Origin of the sequence: Alkalicoccus chagannorensis DSM 18086, assembly GCF_000429725.1 — a bacterium.
Lineage (GTDB): Bacteria > Bacillota > Bacilli > Bacillales > Salisediminibacteriaceae > Alkalicoccus > Alkalicoccus chagannorensis.
Genome location: NZ_AUCK01000013.1, coordinates 23,067 through 48,546 on the forward strand (window position 1 = coordinate 23,067; position 25,480 = coordinate 48,546).

The 25,480-nt window shown below is 52.2% G+C and carries 21 protein-coding genes and 2 riboswitches; of the genes, 1 reads left to right on the forward strand and 20 read right to left on the reverse strand.

Annotation, left to right across the window (positions count from 1 at the left end):
* Positions 1-419: 419 nt before the first annotated feature.
* From G477_RS0108550 to G477_RS0108655, 19 genes are all read right to left on the reverse strand, one after another.
* Positions 420-1,757 carry a sodium-dependent transporter gene (locus G477_RS0108550; protein ID WP_026697604.1) on the reverse strand — a complete coding sequence of 446 codons (1,338 nt, stop codon included), beginning with the start codon at positions 1,755-1,757 and terminating at the stop codon, positions 420-422.
* A gap of 864 nt (positions 1,758-2,621) precedes the next feature.
* Positions 2,622-4,175, reverse strand: a complete 1,554-nt coding sequence (locus tag G477_RS0108560; protein WP_026697606.1) for a Na+/H+ antiporter NhaC family protein — start codon at positions 4,173-4,175, stop codon at positions 2,622-2,624.
* A gap of 79 nt (positions 4,176-4,254) precedes the next feature.
* Positions 4,255-4,431: riboswitch (Lysine riboswitch) on the reverse strand.
* A 56-nt stretch (positions 4,432-4,487) separates the two neighbouring features.
* Positions 4,488-4,976 carry a dihydrofolate reductase gene (locus G477_RS0108565; protein WP_026697607.1) on the reverse strand — a complete coding sequence of 163 codons (489 nt, stop codon included), beginning with the start codon at positions 4,974-4,976 and terminating at the stop codon, positions 4,488-4,490.
* Positions 4,973-5,767: a thymidylate synthase gene (locus G477_RS0108570; RefSeq protein WP_026697608.1), complete on the reverse strand. Its 795-nt coding sequence runs from the start codon at positions 5,765-5,767 to the stop codon at positions 4,973-4,975. Before G477_RS0108570 ends, G477_RS0108565 begins: the two co-directional genes overlap by 4 nt.
* Before the next feature lie 2 nt (positions 5,768-5,769).
* A complete protein-coding gene (locus G477_RS0108575; protein WP_245575449.1) occupies positions 5,770-6,873 on the reverse strand; it encodes an HD-GYP domain-containing protein in 1,104 nt (367 codons plus the stop codon).
* Positions 6,821-8,242 (reverse strand): bifunctional metallophosphatase/5'-nucleotidase, encoded by a 1,422-nt coding sequence (locus tag G477_RS19120; protein WP_051287833.1) that lies wholly within the window; start codon positions 8,240-8,242, stop codon positions 6,821-6,823. Before G477_RS19120 ends, G477_RS0108575 begins: the two co-directional genes overlap by 53 nt.
* 26 nt (positions 8,243-8,268) lie before the next feature.
* Positions 8,269-9,090 (reverse strand): sulfite exporter TauE/SafE family protein, encoded by an 822-nt coding sequence (locus G477_RS0108585; protein ID WP_026697610.1) that lies wholly within the window; start codon positions 9,088-9,090, stop codon positions 8,269-8,271.
* Positions 9,091-9,218: 128 nt separating this feature from the next.
* On the reverse strand, positions 9,219-10,082 hold the full coding sequence (locus G477_RS0108590) for a DUF72 domain-containing protein (RefSeq protein WP_026697611.1): 864 nt from the start codon (positions 10,080-10,082) through the stop codon (positions 9,219-9,221).
* A 585-nt stretch (positions 10,083-10,667) separates the two neighbouring features.
* On the reverse strand, positions 10,668-12,065 hold the full coding sequence (gene sufB, locus G477_RS0108600; protein ID WP_026697612.1) for a Fe-S cluster assembly protein SufB: 1,398 nt from the start codon (positions 12,063-12,065) through the stop codon (positions 10,668-10,670).
* An 85-nt stretch (positions 12,066-12,150) separates the two neighbouring features.
* Positions 12,151-12,594 carry a Fe-S cluster assembly sulfur transfer protein SufU gene (gene sufU, locus G477_RS0108605; protein WP_026697613.1) on the reverse strand — a complete coding sequence of 148 codons (444 nt, stop codon included), beginning with the start codon at positions 12,592-12,594 and terminating at the stop codon, positions 12,151-12,153.
* Positions 12,581-13,807: a cysteine desulfurase gene (locus tag G477_RS0108610; RefSeq protein ID WP_026697614.1), complete on the reverse strand. Its 1,227-nt coding sequence runs from the start codon at positions 13,805-13,807 to the stop codon at positions 12,581-12,583. The genes sufU and G477_RS0108610 overlap by 14 nt, the downstream gene beginning before the upstream one ends.
* Positions 13,807-15,111 (reverse strand): Fe-S cluster assembly protein SufD, encoded by a 1,305-nt coding sequence (gene sufD / locus G477_RS0108615; protein ID WP_026697615.1) that lies wholly within the window; start codon positions 15,109-15,111, stop codon positions 13,807-13,809. Before sufD ends, G477_RS0108610 begins: the two co-directional genes overlap by 1 nt.
* A gap of 21 nt (positions 15,112-15,132) precedes the next feature.
* Positions 15,133-15,915 carry a Fe-S cluster assembly ATPase SufC gene (sufC, locus tag G477_RS0108620; RefSeq protein WP_026697616.1) on the reverse strand — a complete coding sequence of 261 codons (783 nt, stop codon included), beginning with the start codon at positions 15,913-15,915 and terminating at the stop codon, positions 15,133-15,135.
* A gap of 733 nt (positions 15,916-16,648) precedes the next feature.
* Positions 16,649-16,792: a YuzK family famiily protein gene (locus G477_RS21740; RefSeq protein ID WP_483756939.1), complete on the reverse strand. Its 144-nt coding sequence runs from the start codon at positions 16,790-16,792 to the stop codon at positions 16,649-16,651.
* 706 nt (positions 16,793-17,498) lie between these two features.
* A complete protein-coding gene (locus G477_RS0108630) occupies positions 17,499-18,494 on the reverse strand; it encodes a MetQ/NlpA family ABC transporter substrate-binding protein (protein WP_026697617.1) in 996 nt (331 codons plus the stop codon).
* A gap of 32 nt (positions 18,495-18,526) precedes the next feature.
* Positions 18,527-19,213 carry a methionine ABC transporter permease gene (locus G477_RS0108635; protein ID WP_415783279.1) on the reverse strand — a complete coding sequence of 229 codons (687 nt, stop codon included), beginning with the start codon at positions 19,211-19,213 and terminating at the stop codon, positions 18,527-18,529.
* Positions 19,206-20,225, reverse strand: coding sequence for a methionine ABC transporter ATP-binding protein (locus G477_RS0108640; protein ID WP_026697619.1), 1,020 nt, complete (start codon positions 20,223-20,225; stop codon positions 19,206-19,208). The genes G477_RS0108635 and G477_RS0108640 overlap by 8 nt, the downstream gene beginning before the upstream one ends.
* A 259-nt stretch (positions 20,226-20,484) precedes the next feature.
* A riboswitch (SAM riboswitch) is annotated at positions 20,485-20,585 on the reverse strand.
* A gap of 196 nt (positions 20,586-20,781) precedes the next feature.
* Entirely contained in the window at positions 20,782-21,165 is a 384-nt protein-coding gene (gcvH, locus tag G477_RS0108650) for a glycine cleavage system protein GcvH (RefSeq protein WP_026697620.1), read from the reverse strand.
* A 133-nt stretch (positions 21,166-21,298) separates the two neighbouring features.
* On the reverse strand, positions 21,299-21,655 hold the full coding sequence (locus G477_RS0108655) for an arsenate reductase family protein (protein ID WP_026697621.1): 357 nt from the start codon (positions 21,653-21,655) through the stop codon (positions 21,299-21,301).
* Positions 21,656-21,866: 211 nt separating this feature from the next.
* On the opposite strand from G477_RS0108655, the gene G477_RS19125 reads away from it, so the two are divergent.
* Positions 21,867-23,033 (forward strand): FAD/NAD(P)-binding protein, encoded by a 1,167-nt coding sequence (locus tag G477_RS19125; RefSeq protein WP_051287835.1) that lies wholly within the window; start codon positions 21,867-21,869, stop codon positions 23,031-23,033.
* Positions 23,034-23,679: 646 nt separating this feature from the next.
* Here G477_RS19125 and G477_RS0108670 read toward each other — a convergent pair.
* On the reverse strand, positions 23,680-25,461 hold the full coding sequence (locus G477_RS0108670; protein WP_035211627.1) for an acyl-CoA dehydrogenase family protein: 1,782 nt from the start codon (positions 25,459-25,461) through the stop codon (positions 23,680-23,682).
* Positions 25,462-25,480 lie beyond the last annotated feature (19 nt).

Consider the following 25,480-nt stretch of genomic DNA (forward strand, 5'->3'; position numbering starts at 1 on the left):
CATTTCGTACGCCTTCTCTTCCCAAGTCACAAGCGCGTAACAGCTTGTACCACAGGCTTGTTGAGGGAGGAACAAGTTCTTCGTTCTTCCCGCGCAGCGCATGGGGCCGCTTTCTCCCTCGATAAAAACCGGTTCTCATTCACATATTGGGTGAATAGACTTAGGCGTGCTCAGACGCTTTGCAAATGACACCTAGGAATCTCTCTGAAAAGAAAAAACAAAAACGAATTTTTTTCAGCAGTGAAGGGCGGCGATGCCAGAGTGAAAAACACCGTCCGAACATCCTCCTCGCCGCGCGAGGGTTGTTGAGAACAGCGCCGATTGACAGGCGTCCGACTGAGAACGTATACATTCCTATCACACAAAAAAAGGAGCTGCCTGTGATCAGACAGCTCCTTCCCTTATGGTTCATGATGCCATTAACCAGTAATGGCAGAGATGACGTTTTGAATAAGGATAAGCAGAATACCTACCGGTGCGATGATCCGCAGGAACCAGATCCAGATCAAGCCGATAGTCGTATCGGTCAGGCCTGTTTCCTTCAGTACGTCAACTTTATTCCAACCCCACCCGACGAACAGGGCGATAATAAATCCACCGAGAGGAAGGGTGTACTGGTCGGTCACTGTATCAACCAGATCCAGGAAGTCGAAAGGAATCGGTCCACCTTGACTCAGAGCGGATGGAACACCAAACAGAGTTACAGCGACACCTGCAAGCAGTGTTGCCTTCCGTCGATTCCAGTTCAGCTGACGCATGACATAGGATACACTTACCTCCAGCAGAGAAATGGCGGAAGAAAGCGCCGCAATCGCAACGAGGAAGAAGAAGAAGATACCAAAAATGACTCCCCCGCCACCCATGAGGTTAAATACTTCCGGCAGTGCGATGAAGATGAGGCCAGGACCGTCTCCTGGCTCCACGCTCGCAAAGGTGAACACAGCCGGGAAAATGACGATACCGGCTACGATCGCGAAGAGCGTATCAAGAGCAACAACGCCGCCCGCTGCGGATGGCAGTTTCGCCTGTTTACTCAGGTAAGAGGAGTACGTAATCATCGCACCCATACCGAGAGACAAGGTGAAAAAGGCCTGTCCGATCGCTGCGGACCACACGTTGAAGTCCCCAAAGGCTGTCCAGTCTGGAGAGAACAGAAATGCCAGACCTTCTCCTGCGCCATCCAGCGTCAGGCTGTAGCCGGCAAGGAAAATCAAGATGAGTGCCAGAAGCGGCATAAACACTTTATTGGAAAGCTCGATGCCTTTTTTGACACCGAAGAAAACGATTCCAAGCACGAGTGCCATGAAAATAAACTGCCAGATGACAGGCGAGAGCCCGCCTCCGATAAACGCTTCAAAAAACTCGCCGTACCCTTCCTGCTCAATGCCGCCTGCCTGGCCGGTGACAAAGGAGAAGAAGTAGTACAGCACCCACCCTGCAATAACGCCGTAGAACGAGAGGATGAGAAAAGAAGTCAGTACTCCAAGGATACCGGCAATGACCCAGGGTTTCCCGGGAGCGATATTATTAAACGATCCAACGACATCCGATTGTCCACGGCGGCCGATGGAGAACTCCGCAAGCAGCACGGGCAGACCAATCAGGAAAATACAGATAACATAAATTAATAAGAACGTTGCACCGCCGCTTTCCCCCGCAACATAGGAAAAACGCCAGATATTTCCCAGCCCGACTGCTGAACCGACAGCCGCAAGAATAAAGCCCAGTTTCGTCGCAAACTGTTCTCTTGTCTCCATAAGTATACTCCCCCTTTAACATTCTGTATTGAATAAGTACATGGTGTGATGGACTACGCTGTGTGGACCGGGTCGTCCCTCCCCTCTTCCTTCCTTAATTATCTATCCGCTTTGCTATTTCATTATAATGTCAGCTTGTGAAAATGTCAAAGAATTTTCGGAATATTTATTTTACACTGAAAACAGTCGTGAGAATGGGTCACTTCACTCCATCAATGCGTCAGCGTGATGGAGAAAAAGGGAGTCAGAGCGGCAATTCATTTTCCTTTAATAACAAACGAGGAGAGAGCAGCTAACGTAAATGCCGAGGCACCGGGGTGTTTTCCCTTCCTTCTAAGAGGCAGTAGCTCTCTGTGATTCCTGCTTTCAGCGGACGACTGACGCACTGCCGATCGCGTGCTCCTGCAATCCGATGTCTTCATCTACGCTGAACCTTCTTTATTTGCAGGCTCGTGGTTTGATAAGGAGCACAAAGGCGCTCGCGCTTTTGTTCAGACGCCTGCGGAAAAGAAAGCGTGACAATCATCCCGGACGAAAGGAAGGGACCGCGGAAGAATTCTCCGTGGCAAGCGGAGAAAACGGAGCCGCAGGCGTCCTTTTTATATCAACACCAGCCTTTCACAGAGCTTCCTACAAAGGAACAAAAGCGCAAAGCGCCTTTTGGTCGGAACGGCGTGCGGAAGCGCTGCAAGCCTTTTGAGGGAAGAAGACGTTTTTGTTTCTTCCCGTGCAGCGCATGAAGCCGCCGTCCCCCTGTATGAAAACTTATGCTTTCTTATACTTGCACAAAGGCCCTTACCACATCATGGTAAGGGCCCTCTTGGCTTTGCGTTGTTATCCCCGTTGCCTTTAAGCAGGCAGTAGTCAGGCTGCCGCGGGTTTGTCTTTCGGCCGGAGGAAAAACAGGGTTCCCAGCGCAACAGCTGTCCCGGCTGCAAGTCCGAGCAGGACGCTGCCAGTGAAGCCGAGCAGCAGAAAAGCAGCTGCGGATGCACCAGCGGTCAGCACGGCATAAGGAAGCTGCGTCCAGACGTGATCAATGTGGTGGCTTCCTGCGCCTGTGGAAGACAGTATCGTCGTATCAGAAATCGGAGAACAATGGTCCCCGAAAATCGAGCCGGCCAGAACAGCAGCAAGCAGCGGCAGCATCAGTGAAATATCCACCGAAGCTGCAAAGTCTCCCGCAATCGGAAGCATAATAGCAAACGTTCCCCAGGACGTCCCGGTGCTGAACGCCATGAATCCGGCCGTCAGGAATAAGATGACCGGCAGGAAACCTGGGTGCACCGCTCCACCAACCTGATCCGCCAAATAGACGCCGGTTCCGAGTGCATCAATCACCTCGATGATCGTCCAGGCAAATAGGAGAATATAAACGGCCGGCAGCATCGATTTCATCCCGTTACCGAGCGCCTCCCCGAGATGAGCTGCGGTGAGCCTGCGCCGAAGAGCGATGACAATAGCGGAGGCAAGACTGATCAACCCGCCATAGAGCAGGGCTGCTGCCACATCCGTATTCTCAAACATATCCAGAATGCCGGCAGTCCCTTCTGTCGCCGCTGCTCCTGTCCAGAGCATGAAGAAGAGAACAGCACCAAGCAGAATGAAGATCGGCAGCAGCAGGTCATACACGCGTCCTGCGGCCCGTTCTTGCTGTTGATGATCCCCTGGTACACTGCCTTTTGTGACGTCCGTCAGCTCTCCTTTTGTTACGGCTCGATCCTCATGCGTTCTCATCGGACCGATATCGACTCTCCAGAATATCGCTGCAAAGACGACCAGAATGGCGAGAAGAGCATAAAAATTCATCGGTGCAATGAGTACGAACGCTTCCAGAGCACCGTACTGCGCAACGCCGTGCGTAGCCAGAATACCGCCGATAATGGTAATGATGTAGGCACCCCAGCTGGACACCGGCGAGATCACGCACATAGGAGCGGCGGTCGAATCCACGACGTAGGCAAGTTTGGCACGCGACACGCGGTGACGGTCCGTCAGCGGCCGGCTGACATTTCCGACCGTCAGACTGTTAAAATAGTCATCAATAAAGATAATAATACCGAGGACCGCCGGCGTATACTGGGCTCCCCGGCGGGTGCGGACTTTTGCTGCCGCCCATTCCCCAAAGGCACGGCCTCCACCGGCTGCGGTCAGAAGCGCTGCGATCATCCCGAGGATAAAGAGAAACAGCAGAATGTAAAGTTCCCACGTATTCACGCTGCCGTCCACCCAGAATATCCCGATGACCGTTGATGACACATCTGCTGCCGCTGCAGTAACGACGTTTTCCGCACCGGCATGAATCATGAGTGCCCCTGCCACAATACCAGCTCCTAAGGATATCAGTACTCGTCTCGTCACCAGGACAAGTACCAGGGCAAGTACGGGCGGCAGCAGCGACCATATTGTTTCTGTCATGTTCCTTTGCTCCTTTCTTTTATACAAACAAAAAAAAGCCTGCAGAACGGGTCCACAGACTGGAACGTCCTTGCAACTCAATCAGGGCAGCGCTCCGCACCCTCTCAGGCGCGGCAGTCTTAAGCTTGTTCAACTTAAGCCCAGCGCAGCAGATAAGCCTTACTGCTGCACTTCGGCGGTTCTGCCTTTTCCCGGGATCACTGCCTGCTTAAGGCTCCCGCCGGGTACTGATCAGAACCGCGCCTCTCCCCCGCAGAGATGCGGGGACTTATGCTTCTTTTTTCAGCGGAGAAAATATATCACGGTTTTCTCTTATACGTCAACCTTCCGCTCCAGAATCATGTACGTATGCGGATGCACGTTTTTCTCGTCTACCGGCCCTTCCCGGCTTTCAACCACGTGCCAGCCTGCTTCGTCCCATTCCGGGAAAAAGGTGTCTCCTTTAAACGTATCGTGGATTCTTGTAATGTATAGTCTGTCTGCATACGGAAGAAATTTTTCATAGAGAACCGCACCGCCGCAGATAACGACTTCCTCTTCTTCCGCTTCCCGCCTTACCTCTTCTGCTTCGTGCAGGACGGTCACGTTCTCATGGCTCCAGTTCCGGTTGTTCGTCAGCACCATATGATGACGTCCCGGAAGGGCTCTGCCAATCGAATCGAACGTTTTTCGACCCATCACGATCTTTTTGTCCATCGTCCGTTCTTTGAAGAAGCGCAGGTCTGCCGGAAGGTGCCACGGCATCGTTCCGTCTCTTCCGATGACATTGTTCTCATCCATCGCCGCGATCATCGTAATCATACCGATACTTTCCCTTTAATCGCAGGATGCGGGTCATAGCCGGTCAGCTCAAAATCCTCGAACCGGAAATCTTCGAGACGCTGTACATCCGGATTCAGCTGCATCTGTGGCAGAGGGCGCGGATCGCGCTGCAGCTGTGTTTTTACCTGTTCCAGATGATTAGAATAAATATGCACATCCCCGAATGTATGGATGAACTCCCCCGGTTCCAGACCACATTCGTGCGCAACCATCAAGGTGAGGAGCGCATAGGATCCGATATTAAAAGGCACACCGAGGAAGACGTCGGCGGAACGCTGATACAGCTGACAGGAAAGTCTGCCGTCCGCGACGTAAAACTGGAACAGGCAGTGGCACGGCGCCAGCGCCATCTGATCCAGCTCCCCGACATTCCAGGCGTTCACGACGAGACGCCGGGAATCCGGATTGGATTTGATTTCTTCGACCACCTGCCTCAATTGGTCGATTTCTCCCCCGTTCGGATCGGGCCAGCTCCGCCACTGCCGTCCGTAGACAGGACCGAGACTGCCGTTCTCATCCGCCCATTCATTCCAGATACGCACCCCGTTTTCCTGCAGGTACTGGACATTCGTGTCGCCCTGAATAAACCAGAGCAGCTCATGGATCATCGCTTTGACCGCCATTTTCTTTGTCGTTAACAGCGGGAAGCCTTCGGAGAGATCCATCCGCATCTGATAGCCGAACGTACTGATGGTGCCGGTGCCTGTCCGGTCCTCCTTCTCTACGCCGTTTTCCAGCACGTGCCGGCATAATTCCTGATACTGCTTCATCTTTACCCTCCTCTTAAACCTGTCCGCTGATCGAGAGCTGTTTCACAGGAGACGATCATGCTTGATAAGTCTTCACTGAGATCCACTTCATACGCTGTGACGGGCACGCCTTCTTCGTGCGTAATCCGGACGAGCGGGCGCTGCGGAATGCCGGTATTCTTCTGCGTTATGATCCCGGTACGACCGCCATTCAGTTCTACTTCCAGTCCCGGCGGGTATACCGCCACGGTCCTGGAGAATGTTTCCACCATTTTTTGATCAAACTGGGTACCGGCACCGCTGTAGAGGACTTCCAGTCCTTCATGCGGCAGCATCGCCTGACGGTAGCTGCGGTGGGACGTGACAGCATCGAAGACGTCTGCAATAGCGATGATTTTGGCAAAAGCATGGATATCCGATGCGTTCAGGCTCCGCGGATAGCCGCTTCCATCCAGACGTTCATGATGCTGGTAGGCACAGTGGGCTGTCAGGAGCGAGATCGTATGGCTGTTCCTGAGAATATCAAAACCCGCAGTTGTATGATGTTTAATGATCTGAAACTCTTCGTCTGTCAGCTTCCCCGGTTTTTTCAACACTTCCAGCGGGAGACTCATCTTGCCGACATCATGAAGAACAGCTCCCATACCAAGCTTATGGAGCTCTTCCTGGTTCAAACCGAGCGATTTTCCCAATGACAGGGCGTAGACGGCGACATTGAGCGAGTGATGAAACACATACGTGTCGTGTGCAACCACATCGGAGAGCAGGGTGACCGCCTCTTTTTTGTGGAGGATTTCCTGCATCACCTGGTCGACGATGGAACTGAAGGAGACACTCATGTCATCGATATTGACAGACTTGCCCAGCGCCAGTTGTTTCCCGGCATTTTCGAAATTTTCGCGGATGGTCTTGATCGACGCAGCGCGTATCCGCGGATCGATGGCGTCCTCTGCTTCAATATCTTCTGTCCCTGGTTCCTGAACATAGACAAACGTGACCCCTTTTTCTTCCAGCCTTTCGACAAGACGCTCTGTCAGTACAGCACCGATCTGAAGCAGGGGCCGTCCATCTTCTTTATAAATCGCCTTCGCCAGTTTCTCGTCCTGTTTGAGACGGTGCAGCGGCACGAGCTTCAACCTCAACAACTCCTTTGCTTCCATTCATGCTGCTCAATTTCCATCGGAGCACATCCCGTAAAAATTCAGGCATGAAATAGGTGACCTCATACCCTTCCGTCAGCTCGGGATATAGGTGGCTGAAGGTAAACAGATCCGGCACAGCCAGCCTGTAATGTTCTTTTTCTATCACACTGGCTGACGTCATGTTCTCCGTTTTGGACTGAAACATAGTATATCCTAGTATTTTCCCACGAAAGCCGTAGCCTTTCAATGCGTATCTTATCATTTTTTCCTGGGACGATGTTCTCATCAGCTGCTTCAGCACTTTTCCGGTCACATGCAGAACGGCCGGATTGATCGGATGCGGACAAACAGCGTGAAGATGACCATTATGCACCTCGCCGGAAGGGAGTCCTTCCAGGAGCAGTCCGGCGTTGAACATGGAGACATCCGCCTGACACCAGTCCCGGACTGCCTCTGCAGCGACGGCGGCGAACGGGGAGGATTCATACCAGGACAAAGAAAGACCGTCCTGCAGATGCGCTACAGGCAGGCGGAGATGAAGTCCTGCTTCCCGGTCCACCTGCTGCAGCAGGTCCGACGTTCGACGGTCCGGCGTCTGCTGTTCCGTTTCATGTGTTTCGATGTGGACGACTTCCGGTCTGCCTCCCGACGTATCGATCGTGATTTCTCCGACATGGGAGGCGCCTCGTCCGCACTGGTGCACCCACGTCTGATTGATTTTTCTACCGCCCTCCAGAACGTGATGTGTATGCGCACCGAGGCAGAGGTCGACGTCTGGATACATGGCTGCCATTTTTTCGTCGAGACGGAGACCCAGGTGAGACAGGCAGATGATAAAGTCCGACTGCTGTTTCATCTCCGGAAGGAAACGCCCGAGCACTTCCAGCGGATCCTCCATCTGCCAGCCGAGCTGCTGATAAAACGCATAAAACGGAAAGGTTAAGCCGATCATGGCAATCCTCGTTCCGTCGCTCAGCGTATGGATTTTCCACGGGATGCACCAGGAAGGGCGGAGTCCGGATGCACCATCTTTCACGTTCGCAAGCAGCACCTCAAAATCCGCCTCATCATACAGGTGGTCCAGGTCCTCCTTAGCAAACGTTATGCCTTCATTGTTGCCGATCGTGACCGCGTCGTATTCGAGATCATTCAGCAGACGGATGTTGCCCCTGCCGGCAAGCCCTTCCGTTACGGGGTGGGCACGGTCAGCATGATCGCCGATATCCAGGAGCAGCGTCTCGCGTCCGCTGTCGAGAGCCGCCTGCCGCTGCCGGCGCAGGATCGATGCCGCTTTCGGCCACCGCTGCAGCTCGCTGTGCAGATCGTTCGTATGCAGAATCGTCAATGTTGTCATCTACGGCCCTCTCCTTTGTGTAAACATCATTGCATCAGTCCTTCATAAATCAAACGCAGTCCAATCACAATTAGTACGATCCGCAGAGCAAGAACGAGCGTATCACTCTTTAATTTCTTTCCGATCCAGGCCCCTGCCTGACCGCCGAACCATGCACCGGGTATGAGCGCCAGTGCGTAAAGCCAGTCCACGTTTCCGAGCGCCATGTGGGAGACGGAGCTGACCAGTGCCGAAAGAAACACGAGAAACATCGAGGTCGCAACAGCCATATGCGGCGGGAATGCGAATAAAATGATCATGGCCGGCACCATCAAAGACCCGCCGCCGATCCCGAATAGACCGGAAAACATGCCGACTAGAAAAGCAATCGGTACCGCGACAGCGGGTTCGTAGCCGTACTCCCGTGTCGTGCCATCCAGTTCCAGCGCCGTCCGGCGGATGCCTCTCGGCCGGAGGGGTATCGGTTTAATGTATTTACGTATCATCAGTATAAAGGATACGAGGACAATGAAACAGCCAAACGCAATCATGAACGCGTCGACGTCAATTCGGTTATTGAGCCATACGCCGAACAGCGCTCCCGGTCCGCTGCCGATAAAAAAGATCAACCCGCTCTGCAGGTCCACGACTTTTTGTTTCATGTAGGCGAGGGTCGAGGACAATCCCGTAAAAATCATCACGAGCAGCGAAGTTCCAACCGCTGTCTGGGGCGTGACCCCCTCCAGGATCGCGGTCCAGCTCCCGAGTACGAGCAGAGCCGGTACAATGATGATACCTCCGCCGAGACCCATGACGCTGCCGATGACCGCTGCCACAAAGCCCAGTATTACTAATAACAACCATTCCATGATTATCTACAGCCTATCTTCTATGAATTTGAGGACGCGGTCATCCGGTTGTATCCATATCACGCTATCACGTTGAAAACGAACGTTTTAATACGGAAGGAGCCGGGATCCGCTGCCGGCATGCCGGTTTAAAACAGCGTCTCATCCTCCCCGAAAAGGGGAAGCTGCTTCGGGTGCAGCCCTGTGTATGTAATGTTCATCAGCTGCTGCAGCTTGAATGCATTGCCTGCGGCGTGACCGCCGGAATTGTTGTTAAAAATGATGCTCACTCGCCGCGACTGCTGCTGCAGACGCTCCACTGCCGGGATCAGCTCTTTCAATTCGCTTTCTCGATAATCGTATAAGTAACGGACTTTTCTCCAGTCCTCGCCGGAGGCAGGTTTCTGCCAGGCCCCTTTGTTTCTTCCGTGAAGCCGAATGAGCGCATCGCTTCGGTGGACTGCTTCCGGAACAAACGGCACGGAACGTTCACCAATTTGTGGTTCATCGCATACCGTGTGGATCCAGTCGTCTTCTTTCATGTACGCAAGCGTCTGCTCCTGAAAAGGCTCGTACCACGAACGGTGCCGGAACTCGAGCGCCGCCGGAAACACCTGCACCGCTTCTCGGAGCCTTTTCAAATAATCGACGTGCTTTTTGCTGCAGTCAAACCAGGGCGGGAACTGACAGAGAATGTAGGCAAGCTTCCCCGCTTCCTGCATCGGCAGGAAAGCCCGGCGGAATGCCGCCAGCATCTCCTCTGCACTGGAAAAGGGGTTTTCTCCCCGCTGGTGGCCGGTCATTCCCTGGTAGGCCTTCACGATGAACTGAAAAGAATCCGGTGTCTCTCTGATCCATTTCTGCACCGTATCTGCAGCAGGAACAGCGTAAAAAGAAGCGTCCAGTTCCACAACAGGAAAATGCGAAGCATAGGCGGACAGGCGGGACACGCCACGCTCATGCAGTGTAGTATGATCTCCCCACCCTGTGAGTCCAATCTGCGGTTGTACCATGCTCTCCCTCCTCCCCGGTCGAGAATTCGTCAAAAATGAACGTCGTCTATGATGTTGATCCAGTTCCTCTGCGTTCTTCGAAGAAATATGTAGGTATGCGCTGAAACAAAAGCGCGGAGTCCTTTTGTTTCAGCGCATACTGCAGGTGTTCGAGATTCTTCGTTCTTCCCTTGCAGTGCGCGAGGCTTCCTTCATCCAGCTGGGACATCTTATGCGTTCCTACAAAATAAAGAGGTTCTACGTCAATTGTTGGGGTAACCACCCTGGTATCTAAAGATACTCCCTCAAATAGGGTATGTTAAAAAAACTATAAACAAACACAAATACGAGCGTTTCCGAAAGTGACAGGCGGCGACGCCAGAGGGATCAGCGAGTGTTTTCTTGCGACGAGTAACCGCAGGAGCACAGTCCGAAAATCCTCATTCGCTCCGCGAATGATAGTTGAGGACAAGCCCCTTGGCAAGCGTCCGCCGAAAACGAAGGAAATCGGCGTAGACGTTGTTTCAACACCCCAACATATATTTTAGAACCAATAAAGAAAGCTCCGCAGCCTCGCGGGGAGGTGCGGAGCTGAACCTTCATGGATTAACCGATAGAACCTTCCATTTCGAATTTGATCAGGCGGTTCATTTCTACAGCGTACTCCATTGGGAGTTCTTTCGTGAACGGCTCGATAAAGCCCATCACGATCATTTCTGTTGCTTCCTGCTCGGAAACACCGCGGCTCATCAAGTAGAAGAGCTGCTCTTCGGAAACCTTGGAAACGGTCGCCTCGTGTTCCAGAGAAATGTTGTTATTCAGAATTTCGTTGTAAGGAATCGTATCGGAAGTCGACTCATTGTCCATGATGAGCGTGTCGCACTCAATGTTGGACTTGGATCGCTCCGCTTTACGTCCGAAGTGAACGATTCCGCGGTAGGAAACTTTCCCGCCGTGCTTGGAAATCGACTTCGACACGATGGTAGACGAGCAGTCCGGAGCGAGATGCGTCATCTTCGCACCTGCGTCCTGGTGCTGGCCTTTACCTGCGATAGCGATCGAGAGCACGTTCCCGCGGGCACCGCGTCCCTTCATCACAACAGCCGGATACTTCATCGTTACTTTGGAACCGATGTTGCCGTCAACCCATTCCATCGTTGCGTTCTCTTCTGCCACGGCACGCTTCGTAACAAGGTTGAATACGTTCGGTGCCCAGTTCTGGATCGTTGTATAACGGCAGTAAGCATCCTTTTTCACGATGATTTCTACGACCGCACTGTGCAGGGAGTTCGTGGTATACACTGGTGCTGTACAGCCTTCCACGTAATGCACGGAGCTGTCTTCGTCAGCAATGATCAGCGTACGCTCAAACTGACCCATGTTCTCCGAGTTGATTCGGAAGTACGCCTGCAGTGGCGTATCGGTTTTGACGCCCTTCGGTACATAAATGAAGGAACCGCCGGACCATACTGCAGAGTTCAGTGCTGCGAACTTGTTGTCAGCTGGAGGGATGACTTTTCCGAAGTGCTCGCGGAAAATTTCTTCATCTTCCTTCATTGCTGTGTCCGTATCCTTGAAGATAATTCCCTGCTCTTCCAGGTCTTCCTGCATGTTGTGGTACACAACTTCGGACTCGTACTGTGCAGAGACCCCGGCGAGGTACTTCTGCTCCGCTTCCGGAATACCGAGCTTGTCGAACGTATTCTTGATTTCTTCCGGAACCTCGTCCCAGGAACGTTCGGACTTTTCCGACGGCTTCACGTAATACGTGATTTCGTCAAAGTCGAGTTCGGAGAGGTCGCCGCCCCACTGGGGCATTGGCATTTTATAAAACTGCTCCAATGACTTCAGTCTGAAGTCGAGCATCCACTCTGGTTCATCTTTAATACGGGAAATTTCACGGACGATTTCTTCTGTCAGCCCTTTACCAGAGCGGAAGATTGATACGTCTTTATCGTGAAAACCATATTGGTATTCCCCGATTTCCGGCATTTCTTTTGCCATGTAAAACCCTCCTTAAAAATCTATCGTGCAACACAGACACTGCGGGTTCATCTCCATTTTACACGAAAAATGGCTTAGAGCCAAATCAGGCTTCTTCTTCTTCTGCCAGCCCTTGTTCCATCGCCTTCCATGCCAGCGTTGCGCACTTGATTCGTGCAGGGAATTTTGCTACTCCCTGCAGTGCTTCAATATCTCCGAGATCCATGCCTGCCGCATCGATTTCTTTTCCGAGCATCATATCGGAGAAGAGACTCGACATCCGCAGCGCATCTTCTGTCTTCATACCTTTGACAGTCTGCGTCATCATGGACGCGGAGGAAAGGCTGATGGAACAGCCTTCTCCATTGAATTTCGCTTCTGCTATTTGATCATCTTCCACACGCATCTGGAGCTGAATCCGGTCTCCGCAGGTGGGATTGTTCATATCCACCTTGAGAATATCTCCTTCAAGCTCGCCGCGGTTTCGTGGATTTTTGTAGTGATCCATGATCACCTGACGGTAGAGTGTATCGAGATTACCCAAAGACATCGCCGAAATACTCCTTTGCTGTACGGAGAGAGGAGACAAACGTGTCTACATCTTCTTCCGTGTTGTATAAATAAAAGCTGGCTCGGGCGGTGGCCGTGACATCGAGCCACTTCATCAGCGGCTGCGCACAGTGGTGGCCTGCACGGACCGCGACGCCTTCAGCATCCAGCACGGTTGCCAGATCGTGCGGGTGGACATCGTCTGCATTAAAGGTAACGATACCGGCCCGTTTTTCCGGCCCGTACACAGTCACCCCGTCCATCTGCCTCATCTGGTCCAAAGCATAGGCAGCAAGCTTTTCCTCATGGGCTTCGATCGCGTCCAGACCGATTCCTTCCAGAAAATCAATCGCTGCCCCGAGACCAATCGCGCCGGCGATGACAGGAGTTCCCCCTTCAAATTTCCAAGGGAGTTCTTTCCACGTTGCGTCATACCAGTCGACAAAGTCAATCATTTCGCCGCCGAATTCGACCGGCTCCATGTTTTTCAAAAGCTTTTTCTTTCCGTAAAGTACTCCGATACCGGTAGGACCGCACATTTTGTGTCCGGAAAAGGCATAGAAATCCGCACCGATATCCTGCACATCCACTTTCATGTGAGGAACCGACTGGGCTCCGTCCACGAGCATCGCAGCTCCGTGGGCGTGCGCGGTTTCTGTGATTTCTTTTACCGGATTGACCGTTCCAAGAACGTTGGAGACGTGCATGACGGCGACGATTTTCGTTTTATTGGTAATCGTGCTGCGGACATCTTCCATCGAGATGGAACCATCCTCCTGCAGAGGAATGTACTTCAGTACCGCACCTTTCGCTTTCGCGAGCTGCTGCCACGGAATGATGTTGCTGTGATGCTCCATCGGCGTGATGACAATTTCATCGCCTTCTCCCACGTTGTCCCGGCCGTAGCTGGAAGCAACGAGGTTGATGGCCGTTGTCGTCCCGCGGAGGAAGACAATCTCCTCCATGCTGGAGGCATGAATGAAGCGGCGTACTTTCTCGCGCGCTCCTTCATACCCGTCGGTAGCAAGAGAACCGAGCGTATGCACACCACGGTGTACATTGGAATTGTAGCGGCGGTAATAGTCGTTCACCGCTTCAATTACCTGTGCCGGTTTTTGAGAAGTTGCCGCGCTGTCCAGATAGACGAGTGGATGCCCATTGACTTCCTGATCAAGAATTGGAAATTCGCGGCGGATTTCTGCTGCTGTGAGCATTAGTACACTTTCCTTTCAATCAGATCATACAGCTGCTCTTTAACAGAATCGATTGCCAGAGCACCAACGACCGGCTCAAGGAAACCGTGGATGATCAGTCGTTCTGATTCAAGACGGGAAAGACCCCGGCTCATCAGGTAGAACATCTGCAGCGGGTCAATACGGCCAACTGACGCAGCGTGTCCTGCAGTGACATCATCTTCATCGATAAGCAGGATCGGGTTCGCATCGCCGCGGGCACGTTCACTCAGCATGAGCACGCGCTCGGTCTGCTCACCGTTTGCTTTCGTTGCTCCCTTTTCGATTTTGGAAATGCCGTTGAAAATCGACGTTGCCCGGTCGCGCATAACGCCGTGCTTCAGAATTTGTCCGTCCGTGTCCTTACCGAAGTGGATCACGTTCGTCGTGAAGTTCTGAACCTGGCTGCCCCGTCCGATGGAGACGGACTTTGTATCTGCATGAGATCCCTGTCCGTGCAGGTACGTCGTATTGTCTGATACCGTATTTCCGTCATTCATCATTCCGAGGGACCAGTAGAGCTCTGCATCTTCCCCGTTCACCTGGCCTCGTCGGTTGACGTAGGTAGTAACGGAGTCAGCAAAGTTGTCGACCGAACCGAAGTTCACTTTCGCTTCCCGGCCGAGAACAACTTCCGCTACGATATTCACCGTAGCCTGGTCGCCGGAACCTTCACTGAGGTAATTCTCGATATACGTTGCTTCTGCCTGATCTTCTACAATCATGAGGACATGGTTGAAGAGACCGAAGTTTCCTTCGTGAGCATAGACTGCCTGCAGCGGTGCTTCTACTTTCACACCGGCAGGTACATAAATGAACACACCGCCGTTTACCATCGCCGCATGCGCAGCAGTCAGCTTGTTTTCATCAGCGGTTACCGCCTGCATGAAGTATTTTTCCATCAGATCGCTGTGCTCTTCCAGTGCGGTCTGGATATCGGTGAAAATAACGCCTTTATCCTTTAGTTCCGCTTTCGCTGCAGCATACGTCGTGATGCCGTTTTTCTGGGTGATCAGGTTCTCTACTTTATTCTCTTCGCCTACGAGTGTACGCACGGCGTCGGAAAGTTCATTATAGGAAGCTGTTGCTTCCGTTTCCGGATCGAAGGTGAAGCTGGTGAAATTCCATTTAGTGATTTTCGTTTTGTCCGGGTTCGGCAGCTCCAGGTGCTCTGCCTGATCAAGAGCTTTCAGGCGCTGGTCTGTAAACCACTGTGGTTCACGACGGTCCTTGGAAAAGCTCTGCAGCTCCTGCTGCTGTACGGGAAAAGTAACTTCCGTTGTCATATCTGCATCCTCCTCTGCTGCTTATTCCTGGCCGACGGTTTCGTCTTCGATGCCAAGTTCTTCTTTGATCCAGTCGTACCCTTGCTCTTCCAGCTTCTGAGCGAGTTCTGGTCCGCCTGATTTTACGATGCGTCCCTGCATCATCACGTGCACGTAGTCCGGCTCAATGTAGTTCAGAAGACGCTGGTAGTGCGTGATAATCATGCAGCCGAAGTCGTCGGTGCGGAGCTGATTGATGCCTTTCGCTACGACTTTTAGTGCGTCGATGTCAAGACCGGAGTCGATCTCATCGAGGATGGCCATTTTCGGTTCCAGCATCAGCAGCTGAAGGATTTCGTTCCGCTTCTTCTCGCCACCGGAAAAACCTTCGTTCAGGTACCGGTGCTGGAAGGACTGGTCGATTTCCAGAGTGCCCATCTTTTCGTCGATTTTACGGATGAACTGCATCAGAGAAACCTGATCGCCTTCTTCACGATCCGCGTTCATAGCAGAACGGATGAAGTCCGCGTTTGTCACACCGGACACTTCACTAGGATACTGCATCGCGAGGAACAAGCCGGCACGGGCGCGCTCGTCTACTTCCATCTCAAACAGATCATCGCCGTTAAATGTTGCTTCTCCGCTTGTTACCTCGTAGTTCGGGTGACCCATGAGGGCGGAAGCGAGGGTGGATTTACCTGTTCCGTTCGGTCCCATGATCGCGTGGATTTCTCCACCTTTCACATCGATACCGAATCCTTTCAGAATCTCTTTATCTTCAATAGAAACGTGAAGATCTTTTACGTTCAGGCTAGGTTTCGTCATGACAAATACCTCCATTAATTTTGAAAATTGTTTTATTCCCGTGTTATGATAGACATTGTGTCTCTTCATAATAATGAATCACACAGGGATTACTAATTATTCTTGTTCTAATCTTATCGTAAATATAAATTGAGTTCAAGGAAAAGAGCGTAATCTTTTTTTCGCGCAGCGGCGGCTTTCTTTATGTATGTGCCTGATTGTTGAAGCTCATGACAGGTGTGTTCCATTCTCAATGGAGCTCTTTTTTTCGTTTCTAATTGAGAACGATGTTCATTCTATTCCACGATCCCTTCCTCCCCTTCCACAGCTCGGGCAGCGCTATTTCGTCCAACGAGCACGGACAGCGGACAAAGCCGCCGCTTTTTCCATACAGATGCCCCCTCGCCTCCCTCGATGAAAACAGGTTCTATAATTCATGTTGGGGCAGGCGTACATGTCCGTGGCATCTTTTCTTCCGTTTCAGACGGACGCCTGCCAAAGGACACTGTCCCCAACGCCACTCGCGCTGCGGGGAGAATGTTCGGACTGCGCTCCACCCTCTGGCGTCGCCGCCCTTCACTCATAAAAAGAGTTCGTTTTTTTCTTTTCAAAGAGAAACATCGATGCCAATTGAAAAGCCTCTGAGCATTCTGAGCCTATTCACACCACTATGTGAATGAGAACCTGAAAGCAAAGACATTCTTATCACCCTATGAAAAAACCATCGACCAGATGATCGATGGATGATTCGTGCTTATAGGCTGTTCAGTGTGCTCACCAGCTGTTGACTCTCCAGGTATTCTTTCTCGCGTGTCTTTTCCACTTCCAGACGATTCTCCAGTTTACTATTGTACTCAGCGTACCCCATGCCGTGTGAGCTGTGCATCGCTTTTTCCATTTCTGTTGTCTGTTTGTTGTCGATCTGGTGGATAATGAATCACATTCCTTCCAAAGAGTTTTGCCGGTGTGAACCGAACTGATGATAATCTTACCACGGCGCTTCTTGTGAACCAATGCGCATTCATTGGTATATTTTCTGACAATTCTTTCTTTGCACCCCAATGAAAACCTCACATCTTCCAAAGCAATGATTTGTTCGATTTTCTCCCAAATGCTCTGGATTGCTCGACCTCGACGGAAGAAAACCTCACAATGAATATGATGGAGCGTTTGGCAGCAGCACCAGCCGGATACCGCGGCGGTTGCTCTCGGATTGTCGAAAAAGAAAATACAAGCACCGTCTGCTGCGCCAAAAAGAGCGGCTTTTCCCTAAGCTTTTCAGCAGCATAGAAATAAGATGCCCCGTCGGAAGCGTCCAAGAATCCATACGGACGCAGGGCGGCGTGTTCCCGGCGTTCAATGGCCCAATATCAAGCCGGTGGCTCCTTGTTTCTTCAGGGCGTCCCGCCTGCTTCAAGCAGATGGACATCTCCTTTTTTCCGTGAAACGACCCGCTTTCCGCCGCTGCCATGCCCTCCAGGCAGCGAAAATAGCCAAGAAGGCGTACCTTCAAAAGCGGAAGCAGCCAACGGAATACGCATACTGGATAAACAGACTGAGGGCCGCTGCAGTTCGCTGCAGCGGCCCTCTTCGACTCGACATGTTTACTGGTCCAGATAGTGAACGACGGAACCTTCGTACTCTTCGTCGATAAAGTCTTTTACATCCTCGGAACGGAGCACATCGACCAGTGTTTCGATTCGCTCGTCGCCTTCATCTTCACTGCGGACAGCGATCACATTGAAGTATGGGTTGTCTTCTACTTCTTCGCTGGCGATTGGATCTTCAGACGGATTCAGGCCGGCGTCTAGTGCATAGTTGGAGTTGATTTGAATCGCGTCGGCTTCGTTGTTCTCATATGCCGTCGGCAGCAGTGCTGCTTCGACGTTTGCCTGGAATTCAAAGTCATTCGGATTCTCTGCGATATCTTCAATCGTCGCTTCGATGCCTGCTCCTTCTTCCAGTTCAATCAATCCTTCTGTCTCCAGCACATTCAGGATACGTCCCTGATCTGCAACGGAATCAGACATGAGGATCAGTGCGCCCTCGGGCAGATCGCTGAGGCTGTCGTAATCCTGGGAATAGATACCAATCGGCTCGACGTGGATTTCACCCGCATTGACAAAATCGTAGTCAAATTCATCAATCTGGGAATCAAGATACGGAACGTGCTGGAAGTAGTTTGCATCCAGTTCTCCTTCATCCAGCGCCTGGTTCGGCAGGATGTAATCGTTAAAGGTTGTGATTTCAAGGTCGATTCCTTCGTCTTCGAGAAGCGGCTGGGCAAATTCAAGCACTTCCGCATGCGGCACGTTCGTGGCGCCGACGTTGAGCGGTTCCATGTCTCCGGCTGCTTCGTTGTTTTCATTATTGTTCTCGTTATTGTTTTCGTTGTTGTCATCCATGTTGTTTTCTTCGTTATCATCGTTGTTCACATTCTCGTTGTCCTCATCGGAATTGTTATCGTTGACGTTGTTCTCGACGTTATTGCCACCGGCATTGTTATCAATTTCGGTCGTCGTGTTGTTATCCTCTCCGCATGCAGCAAGCAGTGCCACGGAAGCGAGAGTAAACCCAGCTAGTTGACATGTCTTTTTCATTTTGTTCATTCCTCCATCAAGTTAGTATTTCTTTATCTTTTATCCAGAACTTTGGTGACGGTGTCGCCAATGAACTGAAGGATAAACACAAGCAGTAATACAATAATCGTAGCCGTGAAGGTTATATCCGGCTGATTACGCTGGAAGCCGTCCCGGAAGGCGAGATCCCCGAGTCCTCCTGCTCCGATGACGCCGGCCATCGCCGTGTAGCTGACGAGTGCAATGGCAGTCACCGTAATGCCCGACACCAGTGCCGGCATCGATTCTGGAAGCAGTACTTTCTGAATGATCTGCCCGTTCGTTGCGCCCATGGCCTTAGAAGCTTCAATGACCCCTTTATCGATTTCCCGCAGGGCGATTTCCACCATTCTTGCATAGAAAGGGGCAGCGCCGATGATCAGTGCCGGCAGCGCCGCCGACGGCCCGAGCATGGTTCCTACAATCATCCGAGTGAACGGAATCAAAAGCACAATCAAGATGATAAACGGAATCGACCGGAAGATATTCACGTATGCGCCGATGACGAAATGAGCGGCTTTGTTCTCCCATAACTGCCCTCTGTCCGTGAGAAACAGCAGCAGCCCGAAAATAATACCGAATACAAAGGTGAAAAACAGGGCGATGACGGACATGTAGATGGTTTCCAGCGTCGCATCCCACATGTTCTCCCAGTTGATGTTTTCCAGCATCAAAGCGCTGCCCATGATGAATTCAGGCATGACGGATCACCTCCACTTCCACCTGCTGTTCTTTGATGAAAGCGATGGCGTCTTCTGCCTGAGCACCGGTGATGCTGATGAACAGCGAACCATAGGATCCGTGCTGCGTCTGGGAGATCTTCCCCTGCAGAATACTGACTTCGACATCGTAGGCACGCACGACATCGTTGATCAGTGGACGCTGCGCTTCGCTGCCTACAAACGTCAGCTGCAGCACATGGCCGATGCTGTCATCTTCAAACAAATGACGCAGTGCCTCCTCGGTTTCTTCCGGTTCGGTCACCTGCCGGACAAACTCCTTGGTCATGTCCTGCTGGGGACGGCGGAAAACTTCGAGCACATCGCCCTGCTCTACGACCGATCCGTTCTCCATCACAGCCACGCGGTGGCAGATTTTGCGGATGACATGCATTTCATGTGTGATGAGCACGATCGTCAATCCAAGCTTTTTATTGATATCGACGAGCAGGTCGAGAATAGAATCCGTCGTTTTCGGATCCAGTGCCGAGGTCGCTTCGTCACAGAGGAGTACCTTCGGATTGTTCGCAAGCGCTCTTGCTATGCCGACACGCTGTTTCTGCCCGCCGCTGAGCTGAGCGGGATAGGAGCCGCCCCGGCCTTCCAGACCAACCAGCTCAATCAATTCATTCACACGCTGTTTCTGTTCAGCTTTGGGAACGCCTTTGATTTCCAGCGGGAAGGCGATGTTGTCCGCTACGGTCCGGGACCAGAGGAGGTTGAAATGCTGGAAAATCATTCCGATTTCCTGCCGTGCTTCGCGCAGCGCTCTTTTTCCGAGCGTGTTCATGCTTCGTCCGGCAACTTCTACTTCCCCGGATGACGGAGCTTCGAGCATATTAAGCATGCGGATCAACGTGGACTTGCCAGCGCCGCTGTAGCCGATCACGCCAAAGATTTCGCCTTGATCGATCGAAAGATCAATATGATCGACAGCGGTCACGCTGCCGTCTTTGGTTTGAAATGTCTTCGCGAGTTTGGAGAGCGTAATCACCGTGGAACTCCTTTCTTCTCTCTAAAAGAGATTAAACTACCCTGTTTTGTCTGTTTAACGCACAAACGTGCAGAGACGCATCCTCTCCCTGGCCGGGGGTGCGTGCACTGCTGCCGGTCTTAGAGAAGGCACATGCGCTCGCTTTTCCGCGCAGCGGAAAGCACTCATGCTGTGCTTCAACGTACTGTCATGCAAAGTTGTTAAAATGAAAGACCCTTCATCCCGGATTGGGACAGAAGGGCCTGTGAAGTCATCTGTCTCCTCATCTTCCGGTCATACCGTGGAATTGGCACCTGGCAGCTGCATGCTGTCGGTTGCCGGGTTTCATCGGGCCATTCCCTCCACCTCTCTTGATAAGAAGTATGTTGTTGAAGTCTAAGATGGATAATATCACCCTCATCTGTCCCTGTCAATAAAATCGTGCTGTTTCATGCTCTGCTCTCTTTCTGAGCGTCCAAGAATCTGTACAGGAACAGGTCCTGTCCCTGCATGCGGACAGCAGAAGGGGTGCCCGGCTTGCTGCGGGGCACCCCTTCCTTTGTTTCCATGCGGATGATTAGTCCTGATTGATCATTTCCTGGTAGGCTTCTGCCGACATCAGCTTTTCCAGATCCCCTTTACTGGATGGCTCCACGGTAATCATCCACGCTTTTTCATATGGAGATTCGTTCACGAGCTCTGGTGCATCTTCCAGTTCGCTGTTCACTGCAGTCACCTTTCCGCTGACCGGGGCGTACAGTTCAGAAACCGTTTTGACGGATTCTACACTGCCAAATGGTTCATCTGCTTTGATTTCATCTCCTTCTTCGGGAAGTTCTACGAAGACGATATCTCCCAGTTCGGACTGGGCAAAGTCGGTGATGCCGATGCGGAGCGTTTCCCCTTCCTCTTTGACCCATTCGTGCTCTTCTGAATACTTGTAGTCTTGCGGCAGGCTCATGTACGATCCCTCCATCTTAAGTATATGTTGTGCGGGCCAGCCTAAGCTGTCTCTTCCACTATAATACATTGTTCCATCCACCCGCAACTGACGCCGGCATTGTTTCTCCTTTTCATGCCGACAAAGAAAGCGGTTACGTCCAGGCTTCCTCGTACTGCTCCGGTTTAAAGCCGAGGGTGACGATTTTTCCGTCGGAGGCAATCGGCCGTTTTATCAGCATGCCGTCCGAAGCAAGAAGCTCCCGCTGCTCCTCTTCGCTCATATCCGGCAGCCGGTCTTTCAGGCCGAGCTGACGGTACTGCTGTCCGCTCGTATTAAAAAATCGTTTCAGGGGAAGACCCGCTGTTTCCTGCAACTGCTTGATTTCCTCTGCTGTCGGCGTGTGATCCACGATCGATACAGCCTCATAGGAAACGCCGTGCTCTTCCATCCATTTTTTTGCGTTTCTGCACGTCGAACATTTCGGGTACTCATAAAACGTGACACTCATCCTGAAGTCCTCCTCGGCGATTGTTTTTTCTTATACATGTTCATTTTCTCTCGTTGGGGTGGAAAACTCAAGGCTTTTCCTCCGGGCTCAAAGGAGAATTCCCGCAGCCATAGGGGGGTCAGCAGAGATCTTCTTTCGTTTTCGTGGAAGCATGTGATATACTCAAATCGTAACGATTTCGTTTTAACTATTTTTGCAGAGGAGTAATGCTGTGTATACATGGATTATTATCGGGGGCGGTATCCAGGGGATGACCGCAGCCGTTCATTTTATCGAACAGAAGCTCTGCCGGCCGGAGGAGCTGGCCGTCATCGATCCACATGAAGAGCCGATGAACGTGTGGTCCGAACGGACAGGGCGCATCCACATGCCGTACCTCCGCTCTTCGTTCGTGCACCATCTTTCCTCCGACCCTTTTGCTCTGGAAAAGTCCGCTTCATCCAGGGAGGACTTTTACGGCCGTTACCAGCGGCCTTCCCTCTCGCTGTTCAATCGTTTCTCCCGCCGCACCTTAGAAGCGCTGGGCTGCACCGAAAACTGGGTGCAGGGACGTGCTGCCTCATTGGAAAAGCAGGAGGAAGGATGGACCGTGCATTTGGAAGACGGGCGCGCGCTGCAGAGCCGGTACGTCCTGGCGGCAGTCGGTGCAAATGAAACGCCGTATGTACCACCGGCACTTCAAGGGCATGCATCCCATGTTTTTGCCGAAACCAGCCCGCTCGAGCAGGCTGCTCCTCCTGCTGCTGTCATCGGCGGCGGCATCACGGCAGCCCACACGGCCCTCCACCTGGCCGGACACATGCCGGGACTGGTGACGCTCGTGTCCAGAAACCCGCTGCGGGTCCGCGCCTTCGATGCGGATCCGGGATGGCTCGGCCCTAAAAAGATGCACCGCTTCATGGAGTATGATTACGAGAACAGACGCCGCTGCATTCACGAAGCCCGACACACCGGTACGATGACAAGAGAACTGTACTTTCGTCTTCTGCAGGCGGAACGAAAAGGCCTCCTGCACCGCCGGGTGGAGGAGCCCGTCGAAGCGGTGCCCCATGGAAGCTCCACCACGCTTATCGGATCGAAAGGGACGCACCTCGGCCAATTTCATAGCGTCATTGCCTGCACAGGTTTTCAGCAGCGCCTTCCCGCGTCGGGACTGCTGCAGCCGCTCATCGAAACATACAGCCTCCCCTGCGCGGCATGCGGCTGGCCGGTCCTTTCTGCTTCACTCATGTGGCAGGAAGGTCTTTTCGCCTCTGGAGCCCTGGCGGAGCTCGAAATCGGTCCGTCCGCCAGAAACATTGCAGGCGCTCAGCGTGCCGCCCGTCGAATCACTGCCTATTTTCAGAAGCGCCAGGCCGCGGAGCTGCAGCTAAGATAAATCAGCTCTGGAACGATGTGAAGAGGAGCTGCCTGCGTTTTCCGGAAGGCTCCTCCTGCCGTGGCCCCTTCTCTCCTTCCAACGGAAAGGAACAAAAGCGCAAAGCGCCTTTCGTTCGGAACGGCGTGCGGAAGCGCTGCAATCTTTTTGAGGGAAGAAAACGTTCTTTGTTTCTTCCCGAGCAGCGCATGGAGCCGCCGTCACACTGTATGAAAACTTATACATTTCTATACTAGAACAAAAGCGCAAAGCGCCTTTTGGTCGGAACGGCGTGTACCGCAGGTTTTGAAGGGAAGAACACGTGCTTCGTTCTTCCCGTGCAGCGCATGAAGCCGTCGTCTTCTTGTATGAGAACTTATATATTCCTATACTAGAACAAAAGCGCAAAGCGCCTTTTGATCGGAACGGCGTGCGGAAGCGCTGCAAGCTTTTTGAGGGAAGAAAACGTTCTTTGTTTCTTCCCGAGCAGCGCATGGAGCCGCCGTCACACTGTATGAAAACTTATACATTCCTATACTACAAAAGAAACGCGCTGTACCCGTGGGGAGACGGGACAGGGCGTTTCTTCAAGAGATTGGTTTTACTGCTCATAACAGGCAGTAGTATCATAATTTTAGGGCAGATGCCCTAAATTGGTTAACATGCATTAAACGACGTAGCGTTCACTCTCAATGACCCGCTTTGCCAGCTCACGCTTTTTCGAAATCAAATCGATCGGCGTGTGGCGGGTCAGTTTTTTCAGGATCGACAGCATGGTACGCAGGCTGTCTCCGTCTTCCAGTGTCACGAGGGACTCTTTCGCCAGGGATTCAATCTGATTGAATGCATCCTGCGTGTACACTTCGGTCATAAGAAGCTTCTGCGCTGCTTTTTCTTCACCATCACGGTTCATTGCTTTTTCAGTACGCAGAATCATGGACTCGATGTTGAAGACTTCGTTGACGATGTCCGCCACGTTTGCCAGCAGCTCCTGCTCTTTTTCGAGCTTATCGCCGTATTTCTGTGCTGCTGTACCAGCGATCATCAGGAAGATTTTCTTCGCATTCTCCAGTAGGTAACGCTCCTGCTCGAGCGGCTCATCGCCGACTTCTTCCGGCATCATCATCATCAGCTCTTCCTGAAGGCCCTGTGCCTGTTCGAACAGCGGCAGCTCCCCTTTCATGGCTTTACGCAGGAGCGTCGCCGGTACGAGAAGGCGGTTGACTTCGTTGGTTCCTTCAAAGATTCTGTTAATGCGGGAGTTCCGGTACATCGTTTCGACTTCATACTCAGCCATGAAGCCGTACCCGCCGTGAATTTGAACGGCCTCATCCACGACAAAGTCGAGCACTTCCGACCCGAAGAATTTGTTCAGGGAACATTCCATCGCATACTCCCCGATGGCTTTCCCGACAGCAGCGCCGTCCTTCTGCTCTTCGTCACTGAGCGCGCTGAACGCATCTTCGATCAGGCCGCCGGTGCGGTAGATGGAGCTCTCCATCGCATACGTTTTAGCAGCCATTTCCGCGAGTTTTTTCTGAATCAGCGTGAACTTGGAGATCGGGAGCTTAAACTGCTTCCGTTCGTTCGCATATTTCGCGCTCACTTCAATCGCCCGCTTCGCCCCACCGATACAGCCGACACCAAGCTTATAGCGTCCGATATTCAGAATGTTAAAGGCAATGATGTGCCCTTTGCCGGCTTCACCGAGCAGATTCTCCTTCGGCACCTTTGCTTCTCCCAGAATGAGCGTACGGGTCGAGGAACCTTTAATACCCATCTTTTTCTCTTCCGGTCCTACAGACACGCCTTCGTAGTCACGCTCGACGATGAAAGCGGAGAAGTGCTCCCCGTCAATTTTGGCATAGACAATGAAGACATCGGCAAAACCTGCGTTGGTGATCCACTGCTTTTCTCCGGAAAGCACGTAATGGCTTCCATCTTCGGAAAGGACCGCTGTTGTTTTCGCGCTGAGGGCGTCAGAACCGGATGTCGGCTCTGTCAAAGCGTATGCTGCAATCTGCTCGCCTGTAGCGAGCCCCGGCAGATACTTCTGCTTCTGCTCTTCGGAACCGAAGAAGACGATTGGCAGGGAGCCGATCCCGACGTGCGCTCCGTGCGTCAGGGAGAAGGAACCGCCGAGAGCAAATTTTTCCGTGATGAGCGTGGAACTGATCTTATCCAGTCCAATACCGCCATACTCTTCCGGAACGTCCGCACCGAGAAGACCGAGCTCGCCGGCCTCTTTCAAAAGGCGGACGGAGCGGTCGAACTCATGGTTCTCAATGTGCTCGATTTCCGGAACCACTTTTTCTTTTACAAAGTCTTCCGTTGTTTTCGCGATCATGCCGTGTTCTTCTGTGAAATCTTCCGGTGTGAATACGCTGTCTGCTGTCTGGGATTCAAGCAGGAAGCTGCCCCCCGTTACTTTCTTATCCGTCGTTGTCATACGAATTCCTCCTCTATTT

Excerpts from the sequence above, each read along its gene's own strand:
- G477_RS0108550 (WP_026697604.1), bottom strand. The coding sequence starts at position 1,757 with ATGGAGACAAGAGAACAGTTTGCGACGAAACTGGGCTTTATTCTTGCG.
- G477_RS0108560 (WP_026697606.1), bottom strand. The coding sequence starts at position 4,175 with ATGACAGAAACAATATGGTCGCTGCTGCCGCCCGTACTTGCCCTGGTA.
- G477_RS0108565 (WP_026697607.1), bottom strand. The coding sequence starts at position 4,976 with ATGATTACGATGATCGCGGCGATGGATGAGAACAATGTCATCGGAAGA.
- G477_RS0108570 (WP_026697608.1), bottom strand. The coding sequence starts at position 5,767 with ATGAAGCAGTATCAGGAATTATGCCGGCACGTGCTGGAAAACGGCGTA.
- G477_RS19120 (WP_051287833.1), bottom strand. The coding sequence starts at position 8,242 with ATGACAACATTGACGATTCTGCATACGAACGATCTGCACAGCGAGCTG.
- G477_RS0108585 (WP_026697610.1), bottom strand. The coding sequence starts at position 9,090 with ATGGAATGGTTGTTATTAGTAATACTGGGCTTTGTGGCAGCGGTCATC.
- G477_RS0108590 (WP_026697611.1), bottom strand. The coding sequence starts at position 10,082 with ATGGTACAACCGCAGATTGGACTCACAGGGTGGGGAGATCATACTACA.
- sufB (WP_026697612.1), bottom strand. The coding sequence starts at position 12,065 with ATGGCAAAAGAAATGCCGGAAATCGGGGAATACCAATATGGTTTTCAC.
- sufU (WP_026697613.1), bottom strand. The coding sequence starts at position 12,594 with ATGTCTTTGGGTAATCTCGATACACTCTACCGTCAGGTGATCATGGAT.
- G477_RS0108610 (WP_026697614.1), bottom strand. The coding sequence starts at position 13,807 with ATGCTCACAGCAGCAGAAATCCGCCGCGAATTTCCAATTCTTGATCAG.
- sufD (WP_026697615.1), bottom strand. The coding sequence starts at position 15,111 with ATGACAACGGAAGTTACTTTTCCCGTACAGCAGCAGGAGCTGCAGAGC.
- sufC (WP_026697616.1), bottom strand. The coding sequence starts at position 15,915 with ATGACGAAACCTAGCCTGAACGTAAAAGATCTTCACGTTTCTATTGAA.
- G477_RS21740 (WP_483756939.1), bottom strand. The coding sequence starts at position 16,792 with ATGGAAAAAGCGATGCACAGCTCACACGGCATGGGGTACGCTGAGTAC.
- G477_RS0108630 (WP_026697617.1), bottom strand. The coding sequence starts at position 18,494 with ATGAAAAAGACATGTCAACTAGCTGGGTTTACTCTCGCTTCCGTGGCA.
- G477_RS0108635 (WP_415783279.1), bottom strand. The coding sequence starts at position 19,213 with ATGCCTGAATTCATCATGGGCAGCGCTTTGATGCTGGAAAACATCAAC.
- gcvH (WP_026697620.1), bottom strand. The coding sequence starts at position 21,165 with ATGAGCCTGCCGCAAGACTACAAGTATTCAGAAGAGCACGAATGGGTC.
- G477_RS0108655 (WP_026697621.1), bottom strand. The coding sequence starts at position 21,655 with ATGAGTGTCACGTTTTATGAGTACCCGAAATGTTCGACGTGCAGAAAC.
- G477_RS0108670 (WP_035211627.1), bottom strand. The coding sequence starts at position 25,461 with ATGACAACGACGGATAAGAAAGTAACGGGGGGCAGCTTCCTGCTTGAA.